The 12,409-nt window shown below is 63.6% G+C and carries 13 protein-coding genes; 3 read left to right on the forward strand and 10 right to left on the reverse strand.

Going from position 1 to position 12,409, the window contains the following annotated elements:
* Positions 1-17 precede the first annotated feature (17 nt).
* Positions 18-1,382, reverse strand: coding sequence for a UDP-N-acetylmuramate:L-alanyl-gamma-D-glutamyl-meso-diaminopimelate ligase (mpl, locus tag H156_RS0107215; protein ID WP_017366011.1), 1,365 nt, complete (start codon positions 1,380-1,382; stop codon positions 18-20).
* Positions 1,383-1,659: 277 nt separating this feature from the next.
* Between mpl and H156_RS0107220 the strand changes: the two genes are divergently transcribed.
* Positions 1,660-2,496: a symmetrical bis(5'-nucleosyl)-tetraphosphatase gene (locus H156_RS0107220; RefSeq protein ID WP_017366012.1), complete on the forward strand. Its 837-nt coding sequence runs from the start codon at positions 1,660-1,662 to the stop codon at positions 2,494-2,496.
* 138 nt (positions 2,497-2,634) lie between these two features.
* Here H156_RS0107220 and H156_RS0107225 read toward each other — a convergent pair whose 3' ends face one another.
* The 8 genes from H156_RS0107225 to H156_RS0107260 form a co-directional block, all read right to left on the reverse strand.
* The gene (locus H156_RS0107225) at positions 2,635-2,808 is read right to left on the reverse strand and encodes a hypothetical protein (protein WP_198323211.1); all 174 of its coding nucleotides are present in this window, start codon (positions 2,806-2,808) and stop codon (positions 2,635-2,637) included.
* 124 nt (positions 2,809-2,932) lie between these two features.
* Positions 2,933-3,769, reverse strand: coding sequence for a hydrogenase expression/formation protein (locus H156_RS0107230; RefSeq protein ID WP_017366013.1), 837 nt, complete (start codon positions 3,767-3,769; stop codon positions 2,933-2,935).
* 43 nt (positions 3,770-3,812) lie between these two features.
* Positions 3,813-4,418 carry a HyaD/HybD family hydrogenase maturation endopeptidase gene (locus H156_RS0107235; RefSeq protein WP_017366014.1) on the reverse strand — a complete coding sequence of 202 codons (606 nt, stop codon included), beginning with the start codon at positions 4,416-4,418 and terminating at the stop codon, positions 3,813-3,815.
* Positions 4,419-4,422: 4 nt separating this feature from the next.
* Positions 4,423-5,109 (reverse strand): Ni/Fe-hydrogenase, b-type cytochrome subunit, encoded by a 687-nt coding sequence (gene cybH, locus H156_RS0107240; protein ID WP_017366015.1) that lies wholly within the window; start codon positions 5,107-5,109, stop codon positions 4,423-4,425.
* A 10-nt stretch (positions 5,110-5,119) separates the two neighbouring features.
* Positions 5,120-5,698: a HupE/UreJ family protein gene (locus H156_RS0107245; protein WP_017366016.1), complete on the reverse strand. Its 579-nt coding sequence runs from the start codon at positions 5,696-5,698 to the stop codon at positions 5,120-5,122.
* A 38-nt stretch (positions 5,699-5,736) separates the two neighbouring features.
* Positions 5,737-7,530 (reverse strand): nickel-dependent hydrogenase large subunit, encoded by a 1,794-nt coding sequence (locus H156_RS0107250; RefSeq protein ID WP_017366017.1) that lies wholly within the window; start codon positions 7,528-7,530, stop codon positions 5,737-5,739.
* A 15-nt stretch (positions 7,531-7,545) separates the two neighbouring features.
* Positions 7,546-8,634 (reverse strand): hydrogenase small subunit, encoded by a 1,089-nt coding sequence (locus tag H156_RS0107255; protein WP_017366018.1) that lies wholly within the window; start codon positions 8,632-8,634, stop codon positions 7,546-7,548.
* Positions 8,635-8,812: 178 nt separating this feature from the next.
* Positions 8,813-9,400, reverse strand: coding sequence for a DUF502 domain-containing protein (locus H156_RS0107260; RefSeq protein ID WP_010959535.1), 588 nt, complete (start codon positions 9,398-9,400; stop codon positions 8,813-8,815).
* A 239-nt stretch (positions 9,401-9,639) separates the two neighbouring features.
* Here H156_RS0107260 and H156_RS0107265 point away from each other — a divergent pair, with 239 nt between their 5' ends.
* Positions 9,640-10,287, forward strand: a complete 648-nt coding sequence (locus tag H156_RS0107265; protein ID WP_017366020.1) for an ABC transporter ATP-binding protein — start codon at positions 9,640-9,642, stop codon at positions 10,285-10,287.
* Positions 10,287-11,078, forward strand: a complete 792-nt coding sequence (locus tag H156_RS0107270; protein WP_026046035.1) for an ABC transporter permease — start codon at positions 10,287-10,289, stop codon at positions 11,076-11,078. Before H156_RS0107265 ends, H156_RS0107270 begins: the two co-directional genes overlap by 1 nt.
* Before the next feature lie 44 nt (positions 11,079-11,122).
* Here the strand turns inward: H156_RS0107270 and H156_RS0107275 are convergent, their stop codons facing one another.
* Positions 11,123-12,301, reverse strand: a complete 1,179-nt coding sequence (locus H156_RS0107275) for a DesA family fatty acid desaturase (RefSeq protein ID WP_017366022.1) — start codon at positions 12,299-12,301, stop codon at positions 11,123-11,125.
* Between the last annotated feature and the right edge of the window lie 108 nt (positions 12,302-12,409).

Genomic DNA, 12,409 nt, shown 5'->3' on the forward strand with positions numbered 1-12,409 from the left:
GGCAAGAGCGTTGAAACTCAAGTTTCCCGCAGCGCGGCCTCGGTCTTCTCGTGGACGCCGCCGAAACTCCCGTTGCTCATGAAGACCACGTGATCGCCCGCCCGGCATTCCTGCCGCAAGCGTTCCACGATCGCGCCGATGCTGTCGCAGGTGACGATGCGGTCCGAAGCGGAGCTGACTTTCGCCAGGTCCCATCCGAGGTCGGGGGCCTGGTAAAGGATGGCGAGGTCGGCGGGCGCGAGGGATGCGGCGAGCGTGTCGGCGTGGACGCCCATGCGCATGGTGTTGGAGCGCGGTTCGACGACCGCGATGACGCGCGCGCCATCGACCCGCGCGCGCAGACCTTCGAGCGTCGTTGCGATCGCCGTGGGGTGGTGGGCGAAGTCGTCGTAGAGGGTGATGCCGCGGACCTCGGCGCGCACCTCCAGGCGGCGTTTGACGCTCTGGAACCGGCTCAGGGCCGAGATCGCAGCGGCCGGCTCGATGCCGGCATGATGGGCTGCGGCAATGGCGGACAGGGCGTTGAGCATGTTGTGCCGGCCGGAGAGCTGCCAATGGATCGTGCCCAGCCGTTTCTCACGGAACACCACGTCGAACCGGCTGCCGTCTTCGGCCAACGGGTGCGCCTGCCAGTCGGCGGCGGTGTCCGGCCCCAGGGCGGTTTTCTCGACCGGTGTCCAGCACCCCATTCTGAGCACTTCGGCCAGGTTTTCGTCCCGTTCCGGAACCACCAGCAGACCGTTGCCGGGCACGCTGCGAACCAGGTGGTGAAACTGCCGCTGGATCGCGGCGAGGTCGGGGAAGATGTCGGCGTGGTCGTACTCGAGGTTGTTCAGGATCGTGGTGCGCGGGCGGTAATGGACGAACTTGGAGCGCTTGTCGAAGAACGCAGTGTCGTATTCGTCCGCTTCCACGACGACGAACCGGCCTTCGCCGATGCGGGCGGAAATGCCGAAATTGAGCGGCACTCCGCCGATCAGGAAGCCCGGCTTGTGACCGTCGTGTTCCAGTATCCAGGCCAGCATGCTCGAGGTCGTGGTCTTGCCGTGGGTTCCCGCCACCGCGAGCACCCAGCGTCCCTTGAGGACATGGTTGTAGAGCCACTGTGCGCCGGAAGTATAGGCAAGCCCCATGTTCAGCACCGCCTCGACCTCCGGATTCCCGCGGGACAGCGCATTGCCGATGATGACGAGGTCGGGGACGGGATGAAGGTTGTCCGGGCTGTATCCGTTGCAGAGGTCGATGCCCTGCTGCTCCAGCAGGGTGCTCATCGGTGGGTAGATGTTTTGGTCCGATCCCGTGACGGTGTGGCCGAGCTGGCGGGCCATGATGGCGAGCCCGCCCATGAAGGTGCCGCAGATACCCAGGATGTGAATACGCACTTATCGATGCCTCGGTTTGTTGATCGGAGGGGTGGGGACGGAATCGCCAGGGGGTAGACGCGTGCATCCGGCGATTCGTATTGGGAAATGACCGATTATATCGCCGTATCTTTAGAGGGGGTGATATGGGTGCAGCGTCCATGGCGCCAACGGCCCCGGGACGTACTAGAATAACCGGTCCTGACTACCGGGTATTTTTCGTGGAGAGCTCGTCTGATGCCGTCGCATGGCGGTGACGCCAGTGTCGCTTTGATCTGTCGGCGAGGCTCCGGCTGACATGGCCATCTATGCCATCGGCGACGTACAAGGCTGCTATGCGGAGCTGCGGCGCCTTCTGGAGCTGATCCGCTTCGATCCCGCCAAGGACCGCCTGCTGTTCACGGGAGATCTGGTCAATCGCGGTCCCCAGTCGCTGGAAACCCTGCGGTTCATACGGGGATTGGGACCGGCGGCCGCCACGGTGCTCGGCAATCATGACCTGCATCTCCTGGCGGTGGCCTGCGGGGTCTCCCGGGTCAAGCACAAGGATACTTTCGGCGACGTGCTGGAAGCCGCCGACCGGGACGAGTTGCTGGCGTGGCTGCGTACCCGCCCCCTGGTGCACAGGGAAGGCAGCTATTGTCTGGTTCACGCCGGCATCCCCCCCGCCTGGAATGCGGAGACTGCGATGGCCAGGGCAGCCGAGGTCGAAACGGTCCTCGCGGGCGGAGACATCACTGGGTTCTGCCGACAGATGTACGGTGACAAGCCCGACCTCTGGTCCGACGATCTGGCCGGATGGGACCGGCTCCGTTTCATCACCAACGCCTTGACCCGCATGCGCTATTGTGATCGGACCGGACGGCTGGATTTCAGGCAAAAGGGGGCGCCGGGGCGGCACCCCGCTTCCTTGGTCCCGTGGTTCGACGTCCCTGACAGGGTGCCGCCGGGCACCACGATCGTGTTCGGGCACTGGTCCACGCTCGGCTATTTCGCCGGCAAGGACTGTTACTGCCTGGACACGGGCTGCTTGTGGGGCGGTGAGCTTACCGCGCTGAAATTGGATGGGACGTTGGAGCGATATGCCGTGCCGTCGCTGCACGGGGGATACCAGAAGCCCACCTTGGCGAAATAGCCGGCTCGGGGCCATGAAGCAGCCGCTGTGTCGGATGATAGGCGACATCCCTGTCGATTGCGGCTCGTGCTCGTCGCAAGGTGCTCCATGGGAGGTTATGCATTCCGACGCGAAAGACGGCGCGCCGGAAAACTTGGATCAAGGAGCGTGTTTGTAGGCGGAGTTGGCCGCGTCTTCCTCGATGGCTTTGGCGGCAGTGACGTATTTGCCGTGTTCACTGCTCTTGACCATGGCGAGCGTCACGACGACCGCGATGACCAGGCCCGCGATGTAAAACCAGAAATAATCTTTCTCTTCTTTTGCGTCGTTCATGGTTACTCCTCGTATTGTTTTGGTGACGCTGTATTGAGCCAGCGTTGACAATATATAGAGACTCTCGGGGTCCTTCTTTGACGGGGGTCAAGGTTTCGACGGATGCAAGCCGCCGAGGCTGGACTCATTTCAACTGCGCCAGGGCTTCGGCAATCCGTTCCCGCGAGTCCTCCAGGTCTTCTGGCGCGGCCGCTACCACGGCAGGCAGGCGGGTGATCTCCAGCGTATTGAGGATCAGTTGGCCGGGGGAGTTGAAATACTGCACCCACCACACGTTAGGCAGTCGGGTCAGTGTCACGCGGCAATCGCCGTACCCTCGTGACAGAACGGAAAGGCCCGCCGTCCCCAAGGTATCGATCAGGAATTTCGAATCTTCCGGTGTCAGCGGCAGCAGCGACAGGTTGATGACATGGGGACGATCGTTCGGGCAGTCTGCCGAATGGTCGAATATCTCGGTCAGCAGCGCGGGCGCGTTCATCAGGCCTTCCGGAAAGGACTGGGGACGGTGCGGCGGCCCATCGACCGTCAGGCGTTCCGCCCACTCGTAGACCGCCTCCGGCACTGGCCCGGTTTCCAGATCGTCCCGTCGCAGTTCACCGTCGACGCGATGCTGAACGCGCCAAACCCCGGCGAATACCGATTCCCGGATCGTCACCCGGTCCCGCGGCGTGACGATCCGTATCAGTACCTCGCCTTCGCCGAGTACTTCGTCGACGAAGCGCCTGGCCGCCGGGTCGCAAGGGGCGAGATCGACGATGCCCGGGGCGCCCCCCAGCCGTTCGATCACCTTCTGCAGTACGGCGCATCCCTCGCCGGTTTCATCCCGGCTCAGCGCGTGCAAAGGTGGCGGCGTGAAGGTCGCCATGGCTTCCGGCATGGGTGGACAGGCGCATTCGGGGTCGTCATGCGGGCGGATGAGCGGTGTGTTTCCGGTCGCTATGAAAGCAAATTCGTCTTGCATGGGAAGTCCTCGGAGGTGCCGGAGCCCCGGGGGGGCGGGTCGTCTAGCGCAGATCGCCCGGCAGGAAGCGGGCGTCGCCGATGCGGCAGGCTTCTTCTGCCGAGGGTCGCTGACGCTCGTACTGCGTCATGTCCAGGGCGTCGGCCGTGCAGTTTCCGTCGGGCCGGCGCCAGCCGGCCAGGCCGAGTTCTGCGCAGACGGCGAGTATCCGGGCGATGGCCGGTTCGAGTTGGGCCTTGACGGCCGGTGTCAGGCTGCCGCCATAATCCTTCATGTCGACGGGCTGGACGCCCACCAGATGGAGTCGCTCCGGCCCTTGCCCCATCAGCTTGCACAGGGCCAGCACCTCCTGGAAGCTGACCTGGTGCAGGCTGGTCTTGCCCGAATGCAGGTAGGCGGGCACATCCTCGTCCCGGGCTTCGACCAGCGAGGCCGGCGCCAGGCCGAAATCCACCGCATCGGCGATGATGAGCACGTCGCTTTCCTGGACGTATGGGATCAGTGCCAGCCCCTGGGTGCCGCCGTCCATCACGGTGACGTTCTCGGGGAAGACGTAGTCCCGCTGCAATGCCTGGGCGACGCGCACGCCGAAGCCTTCGTCCGCCCACAGCAGGTTGCCGATGCCCAAGATCAGGACGCGGGGAGGCATCGGATCACGGACGGTCGTCCTTCCATACCCGCCAGCCATCGATCATGGTGGTGGTGACGGACTGGCGCGACAGGTGCTGTTCTCGCACCGCCACGTAGACGTGGATGAGGGTGAAGATCACCAGATACCACATGCCCAGGTGATGCAGGCTGTGGACCTGCTGGCTGCCGCCCAGGGCGGGCAGCACCCAGCCGAAGGCGTTGGCGGCCCAGCTTCCGGCTCCGAGTCCTTCGCCGTACAGGGCGAAGCCGGTCGTGATCATGAAGAGGCTCCCGAGCACATAGAACAGGAACATGGCCAGCCCGGCCAGCGGGTTGTGGCCCGCATGCTTGCCGGGCTCTTCGACCAGAAATAGGTACCAGCGGACCTCGTGCAGCAGCGCCTGCCACCAGTGGACGTCATGGAGGCGTGGCGCAAACAGCTCGCGGGCATACCGGTTGCCCACCAGCGCCCAATAGGCACGGCCGATCAGACCGACGGCCAGCACATAGCCGGCGGAGAAGTGAACGAAGCGGACGTAGCCCATCAGGTAGTGGTCGCTGGCCTCGCCGGCAGTCACCACCGGCGGCCAGGCGATCAAATATCCCGTGACCGCCAACACGACGATGGCGAGGGCATTGATCCAGTGCCACAGCCGTACCGGCTTCTCGTAGACATAGACCGGCCGATCAAAAGTCTCGATGCTCGCCATGGCCGTGCTCCTAAAGTGCTTGCGTCAGCAGAGCCAGCCCCATGGCGCCCATCGCCGCGCCGCAGCCGCGGTACCAGGCCGGCTTCGGCAGCAGCCACCCCCCAAGGATGACGCCGATCAGGTGCAGCAGACCAGTGGCGGTGATGAAGCCGGCGGCATAAGTCCATCGTTCGGCGTCCGCACTGATCTCGGTTCCATGTGCATGGCCGTGGAACAGTGCGAACAGGCCGACCAGGCCCAAGGCAGTGAACTGCGACAGGCGGACCTTGCCCGCCACTAGCAGTCCGAGCAGTACGACCGAGGCGGCGATGCCGGTTTCGGTGTAAGCCAGCGGAATACCGGCGGTGCCCAGCCATCCGCCCAGGCCCATGGCGGCCATGAATGCCAGGGGCAGCAGCCACACCCGCCGCGGCGCGACGGTGACCGCCCACAGTCCCACGGCGATCATGGCCAGCAGGTGGTCGGTGCCGAAGAAGGGATGGGTGAATCCGGACACGAAGCCAGCGACGGGATGCATGCCGGTATGCGCGAGCGCGACGGGGCTCAGCGCCAACAGACTTGCCGTTCCGAACCAACGAACAGGATGCATGGTTGTCTCCTTGAATTTGTCCCGGTTTTCGAACGCGCTCAGCGCACCTTGACCCGCGTGACTTCCCGCCCGTCCTTGTCCATGACATGGGTCGAGCAGGCCAGGCAGGGATCGAAGCTGTGCAGGGTGCGCAGGATTTCCAGTGGCTGGTCCGGATTCTCCACCTTGGTGTTCATCAGGGATGCCTCGAATGCGCCGATGTTGCCCTTGGGGTCGCGGGGCGATCCGTTCCAGGTGGTGGGCACGATGCACTGGTAGTTGTCGATCTTGCCGTCCTTGATCTTGATCCAGTGTCCCAGAGCGCCGCGCGGCGCTTCCGTCGTGCCGGCGCCCATGGCTTCCTTGGGCCAGGTGTCCGGCTCCCATTTGGCGGTGTTGGCTGTCGCCAGATCGCCTGCCTTGATGTTGCTGACCAGTTTGTCCTGGAAATGCCTCATCAGATGGGCGCAATACTGGGCTTCCAGACCGCGGGCGGCGGTGCGCCCCAGCGTGGAGAACAGCGCGGTCAGCGGCAGGCCGAGATCGGTGAGCAGTTTGTCGACCGGCTCCTTGATTTCCGGGATGCCCTTGGCATAACCGACGATGTAGCGGGCCAGCGGGCCGACTTCCATGGCGTGGCCGCGCCAGCGCGGCGCCTTGATCCAGGAGTACTTGGCGCTTTCGTCCAGGTTCTCGATGTGGGTGCGGGTGCCCTTGGTGTTGCGCCCCAGCGCGAAATTCGGCTGGGTGACGCCGTCGAACGGATGCAGTCCGCGGCCCTCGTCGTCGTACTTGTACCAGGAATGGGTGACGAACTCCTGGATCTGCTCGGGGTCCTTCAGGTCGACCTCGTGCACTTCCTTCAGGTTGCCGTTGATGATGGCGCCGTGCGGCAGCAGCAGGTTGTTCACCGAGCGGTCGTTGGCCTTTTCCGGAATGTCTCCGTAGGACAGCACATTGGTGGCCGACAGCCCGCCGCCATACAGCCAGTCCTTGTAGAAGCCGGCGATCGCCTGGAGGTCGGGCAGGTAGACCTGTTCGATGAACTCGATGGTCTGGTCGATGATGGAGGACACCAGGTTGAGACGTTCCATGTTGACCGCGCCCACAGCGCCTACGCCATCGACGTTGATGGCGCAGGGCACGCCACCGACCAGCCAGTTCGGGTGCGGGTTCTTGCCGCCGTAGACGGTGTGGATCTTGACGATTTCCTTCTGGAAATCCAGGGCCTCGAGATAGTGCGCCACCGCCATCAGGTTGGCTTCCGGCGGCAACCGGTAGGCGGGGTTGCCCCAGTAGCCGTTGCCGAACGGGCCGAGCTGGCCGCTCTCGACGAACTTCTTCAGCCGGCTGGCGATGTCGTGGAAATAGCCCGGCGACGACTTGGGCCAGGGCGAAATGCGCTGTGCCAGTTCGGAGGTGGCTTTCGGATCGGCCTTGAGGGCACTGACCACGTCCACCCAGTCCAGCGCGTGCAGGTGGTAGAAATGCACGAGATGGTCGTGGGCCTGCAGGGTGAGCTGCATGATGTTGCGGATGGAGTTGGCGTTCTCCGGGATGGCGATCCCGAGCGCGTCCTCCACCGCCCGTACCGAGGTCAGGGCGTGGGTACCGGTGCAGACACCGCAGATCCGTTCGGTGAAGGCCCACGCATCGCGCGGGTCGCGGCCCTTCAGGATGACCTCCAGTCCGCGCCACATGGTGCCGCTGGAGACCGCGTTGCGGATGATGTTGTCGTCGTCCACATTCACTTCGCAGCGCATATGGCCCTCGATGCGGGTGACCGGATCGACCACGATCCGCTTGCCGGCGTCGTTGAGGGTGAAACCGTTGGGTGTTTGAATGGCAGTCATGGTGCTCCCCGATCCTTATTCTTGAGTTTCTTTCTCGTGGTCTTTCTTCTTGGCGATCGAGATGGCGGCATGCGCCGCGATGCCTGCGCCCACGGCGCCGGCGGCGACCAGCCCGACCTTGTCGGCATTGGCCTCGACGCCGAACGTATTGAGTTCGGTGACGCGGTCGTAGAACGAGCCCTTGTCCCAGAAATTCTCCTCGGAACAGCCGATGCAGCCGTGGCCGGACTGGATCGGGAAGGAGACGCCATTGTTCCAGCGTACCGTCGAGCACGCGTTGTAGGTCGTCGGCCCCTTGCAGCCGACCTTGTACAGACAGTAGCCCTTGCGCGCGGCCTCGTCGTCCCATTGCTCGACGAACTGGCCGGCGTCGAAGTGGGGGCGGCGGTAGCATTTGTCGTGGATGCGCTGGCCGTAGAACATCTTGGGCCGACCCTGGGCATCGAGTTCGGGAATCTTGTCGAAGGCCAGCATGTAGGTCACGACGCCGGTCATGACCTCGGCGATGGGCGGACAGCCGGGCACCTTGATGATGGGCTTGTCGGTGATGACCTTGTGGATCGGCGTGGCCTGGGTCGGGTTGGGGCGGGCCGCCTGCACGCAGCCGTTGGAGGCGCAGGATCCCCAGGCGATGACGGCGGCGGCGTCCTTGGCGGCATAGCGCAGCCGTTCGACGAAGGGTTTGCCGCCGACGATGCAGAACATGCCGTCCTCGTTCAGCGGCGGGTTGCCCTCCACGGCCAGGATGTAGCGGCCTTTGTACTTCTGCATGGTGTCTTCCAGCATGGCTTCCGCCTGGAAGCCGGCGGCCGCCATGAGGGTGTCGTCGTAGTCCAGCGAGAGCATGGACAGCACCACGTCCTTGGCCAGCGGGTGGGCCGAACGGATGAAGGATTCGGAACAGCAGGTGCATTCCAGGCCATGCAGCCACAGCACCGGCGTGCGCGGCTTGGTCTCCATGGCGTGGGCGATCGTGCCGATGAATTCCGGCCCCAGTGCGAGGGCCGATGCGGTCAAGCCGCAGAACTTGAGAAAACTGCGCCGGGTCACCCCTTGGCGGCGCATCACATCGTAGAACGTGTCCGGGCGTGCGGTCGTAGCCATGCTTCCTCCTCGAAGCCTGTAATCAGCCGTTGGGGTCCGACGCGCCAGCCCTGCTATGGCTCACTCGCCGGTCTTATCGTTGTCGATGACGGTTAAACCTTACTGGAAACATGGGAAATGCTTTCTACGAGGTTTGGGGGGCGATGTCAATCGTGGAGAGAGGAAAACGAGGCCCGGCCTACCGTAATCCGGCTGTCTCGTCCGGCCTGGGCATGTCCACCCCCAGGCTGATCACGAAGCTCGAGGCTTCCTCGATCGTCATGTGGGATCGCTTGATCCTCGATTCGTGGAGAATCACGGTGAAGCCGGAGGTGGGGTTGGGAGAGGTCGGTACGTAGATCACGTACCGGTCCCCGATCCGGTTGGTCACGAAGGCCGGGACCCACAGACCCTCCTTCGGGTATTCGATGTAGACGACCTCCCGCAGCTTGGTCGATCCATCGCCGCGGAAGATGTTCACCAGTTTCTGCGTCACTCGGTAAAGGGTACCCAGGAGCGGGATGCGGATGACCAGTTTTTCCACGAAATAGAGCAGGTGTGCCTTGCCGTGCTGCAGCAGGTAGCCGAAATAGGTGAGGAACAGGACGGCCGCGGTGAACATGACGCTCGGGATGAACAGGTTCCGGTAACTGCTGAAAAAACTCACCACGAAGTCTCTCAACAGGTTTTCCACATAGATCACGACCTGCAGGACGATGACGATGGGAAGGACGCCCAGCACGCCGATCAGAAAGTAATGCAGAATGCGCTGTGCCGACTGTTTCATGAACGGATCTCCAGGGGACGGTGGCGACTGAGGATACCAGCCGTCCTCTTTCGCCGCGAGACCGCCTGCCGCAGCGCAATGGTGACTTTCGGGTTCCCGGCGTGGTCGAACGTTATAATCCCGGCACAGATCACCGTCTGCTGCAGCGCTTTTCGGGCGGTCCGCGGCATCCGTCGGGTGAAGCCGACGACAAAGGGAGTATCGATGGTTTTTGAACGCAGGCTGGCAGGGGTGAACCGGTGACCGGACTGGTCCGGTTCGACCGTGTGTCGGTGGCTGTGCAGGGGCGCACGATTCTCCGCGCACTGAGCTTCGACATCCGCGAAGGCGAGAAGGCGGTGTTCAAGGGCAAATCGGGCTCGGGCAAGAGCACGGTGCTCAAGACCCTGCTGGGGGTGTATCCAGTGGCGGACGGTGAGGTCCGTTTCGCGGGCAGGCCCCTCGACCGGGACACCGTCAGCGCGATTCGTGCCTGTGCGGCCTATATCGGCCAGGAGCCCGTGTTGGGCGCCGACACGGTGCGGGAGGCCCTGCTGCTGCCCTTCGGCTTCAAGGCCCATCGCGGCAAGGCGCCTTCCACCGGCAGGCTGGCCGAGATCCTGGGCCGGCTCGGCCTCGCGCCGTTGATCCTGGAGCAGCACTGCAGCCGGATTTCCGGTGGCGAGAAACAGCGCATCGCCGTGGCTCGCGCCCAGCTCCTCGGCAAGCGGCTCTATCTGCTGGACGAGGTGACTTCCGCCCTGGACCCGGAAAGCAAGCGGGCGGTGCAGGACTTCTTCAGCGATCCAGCGCTCACCGTATTGTCGGTGGCGCACGATCCGGACTGGATCGCCCGGTGCGATACCGTGTTCGAATTGCAAGACGGGCGTCTGACGGCAGCGGGATGATGGACACGGTCGACATATCCCCGACGAGAATGATGCTGCTCTACGGCATCGCCGTGCTGCCCTGGCTGCTGCTGTGGAGCGCGGGGTTGCATCTCGCGCGCGAACTGTGGCTGAGCATCGTCCGGATGAGCGTGCAACTGGCGCTGGTCGGCATCTATCTCAAATACCTGTTCGCGATCAACGCTCCGGCGCTCAACGTCCTGTGGATCGTGGTCATGCTGGTGGTGGCTGATTTCACCATTCTCCGCCGGGCGGGTCTCCGCATCAGGCATTTTTTCCTTTCGACGCTTGCGGCCATCGTGGCCGGAACAGCGTTCTCGGTGGCTTATCTGCTGCTTCTGGTGATCCGGCCGGAGCCGATCTACGACGCGCGTTATCTGGTGCCGCTGGCCGGCATGATCCTCGGCAACTGTCTGCAGGGCAACGTGATCGGGCTGGAGCGGTTCTACTCCGCGATCCGGAAAAACGAGAACGAATACCTTACCTATCTGCTGCTGGGTGCGACCCGCCGCGAAGCGGTACGGCCATATTTCCGCGAGGCGCTCAAGGCCTCCGTCAACCCGACGTTGGCCAGCATGGCGACCCTCGGACTGGTCTCCCTGCCGGGCATGATGACCGGCCAGATACTCGGCGGCAGCGAACCCTGGGTGGCGGTGAAATACCAGATCGCCATCATGCTCTGCATCTTCGCCAGCATGAGCCTGGCTGCCGTGCTCAACCTCTCACTCAGCCTGCGCTTCGCCTTCGACGAGTTCGACGTGCTGCGGGAGGCGGTTTTCCGACGACATTGAAGGGTTGATGGTCCGCGTTCCCCCGGCTTTTCTCATGGACGGAGTCAATGGGCAGGTTGCAGGCGGTAACCGCTCAGGGTGTCGGCGAAGTGCTGCAACCAGGGCAGGTCGCTTTGTTTCGCCTGGAGGCACCAGGCGCGCAGGCGTTCCAGGCGCTCCTCGTGGCTCGTGAACGAGTCGGTCCATACCGCCTTGAGCTGCTGCTTGAACTGGAAGATCGTCGCCAAAGTTTGGCTATCTTCCAGCATCCGCCTGAAATTGTGCCAGGCGGCCGGGTCCGCCTTGATGTATTCGCGCAGCAACAAGGGACGTGTCTGTCGGAGTAGGCGTCGACCGGCTTTCGGCGATTTCGCCTGCTCCGACCGCAATACCGGGACGATGACGCGGCGGCCGTATAGGCTCAGGACGTGCGCACGGTTGCGCAGCACGGCTTTGACGGTGTCCATGTCGACGGACGGTTCTGCCGTATGGATGATGGTCTTGGGGGGCATGTTTCTGATCTTGGCCAGCTTCAGGAGGGTCATCAGCCGGATATACAGCCAGCCGATGTCGATTTCCCATCGGCGGCTGGAAAACTTTGCCGACGCCGGGTAGGCATGGTGGTTGTTGTGGAGCTCCTCGCCGCCGATGATGAAGCCGATGGGCCACAGATTGGTGGACGCATCGGGGGTTTCGAAATTGCGGTAGCCCAAATGATGGCCGAGTCCGTTGACGACGCCGGCCGCCCAGAACGGAATCCACAGCATCTGTACCGCCCACACCGCCAAGCCCGCGACGCCGAACAGGAGCAGGTTCAAGGCCAGCATCAGCGTGATCCCCAGGTCGGGAAAGCGGCTGTACAGCTTGCGTTCCAGCCAGTCGTCCGGCGTGCCGTTGCCGAACTGGGCCAGGGTCGCGGTGTTCCTCGCTTCCTTGCGATACAGCATCCAACCTCGCAGCAGGACGGTGAATATGCCGAGGCATTGGGGGCTATGCGGGTCGTCCGGGGTCTCGCAGCGCGCGTGATGCTTGCGGTGGATGGACACCCATTCCTTGGTCACGGTCGCCGTGGTCAGCCAGAGCCAGAAACGGAAGAAATGGCTGGCCAGGGGATGCAGGGACAGTGCCCGGTGGGCCTGGTGACGGTGCAGGAAGATGGTGACGCTGACGATGGTGACATGTGTCAAAGCCAGGGTCGCGAACAACAGCGGCCAGAAGGAAAGATGCGTTAAACCATGTGACATAGAGTACTGGACCTGTGCGGATCGGTTGCGCTTGCCGACGATGAGGCGCCGGCGAGGTGGAGGGGAGGTACTTTCACTGCGGCGTACCGGACGCTTCGCACCGAACGG

Source organism: Methylococcus capsulatus str. Texas = ATCC 19069 (genome assembly GCF_000424685.1).
Taxonomy (GTDB): Bacteria; Pseudomonadota; Gammaproteobacteria; order Methylococcales; family Methylococcaceae; genus Methylococcus; species Methylococcus capsulatus.

What these genes read in the sequence shown, in the direction of transcription:
- H156_RS0107220 (WP_017366012.1), top strand. Translation starts at nt 1,660, where the DNA reads ATGGCCATCTATGCCATCGGCGACGTACAAGGCTGCTATGCGGAGCTG.
- H156_RS0107225 (WP_198323211.1), bottom strand. Translation starts at nt 2,808, where the DNA reads ATGAACGACGCAAAAGAAGAGAAAGATTATTTCTGGTTTTACATCGCG.
- H156_RS0107230 (WP_017366013.1), bottom strand. Translation starts at nt 3,769, where the DNA reads ATGCAAGACGAATTTGCTTTCATAGCGACCGGAAACACACCGCTCATC.
- H156_RS0107235 (WP_017366014.1), bottom strand. Translation starts at nt 4,418, where the DNA reads ATGCCTCCCCGCGTCCTGATCTTGGGCATCGGCAACCTGCTGTGGGCG.
- cybH (WP_017366015.1), bottom strand. Translation starts at nt 5,109, where the DNA reads ATGGCGAGCATCGAGACTTTTGATCGGCCGGTCTATGTCTACGAGAAG.
- H156_RS0107245 (WP_017366016.1), bottom strand. Translation starts at nt 5,698, where the DNA reads ATGCATCCTGTTCGTTGGTTCGGAACGGCAAGTCTGTTGGCGCTGAGC.
- H156_RS0107250 (WP_017366017.1), bottom strand. Translation starts at nt 7,530, where the DNA reads ATGACTGCCATTCAAACACCCAACGGTTTCACCCTCAACGACGCCGGC.
- H156_RS0107255 (WP_017366018.1), bottom strand. Translation starts at nt 8,634, where the DNA reads ATGGCTACGACCGCACGCCCGGACACGTTCTACGATGTGATGCGCCGC.
- H156_RS0107260 (WP_010959535.1), bottom strand. Translation starts at nt 9,400, where the DNA reads ATGAAACAGTCGGCACAGCGCATTCTGCATTACTTTCTGATCGGCGTG.
- H156_RS0107270 (WP_026046035.1), top strand. Translation starts at nt 10,287, where the DNA reads ATGGACACGGTCGACATATCCCCGACGAGAATGATGCTGCTCTACGGC.
- H156_RS0107275 (WP_017366022.1), bottom strand. Translation starts at nt 12,301, where the DNA reads ATGTCACATGGTTTAACGCATCTTTCCTTCTGGCCGCTGTTGTTCGCG.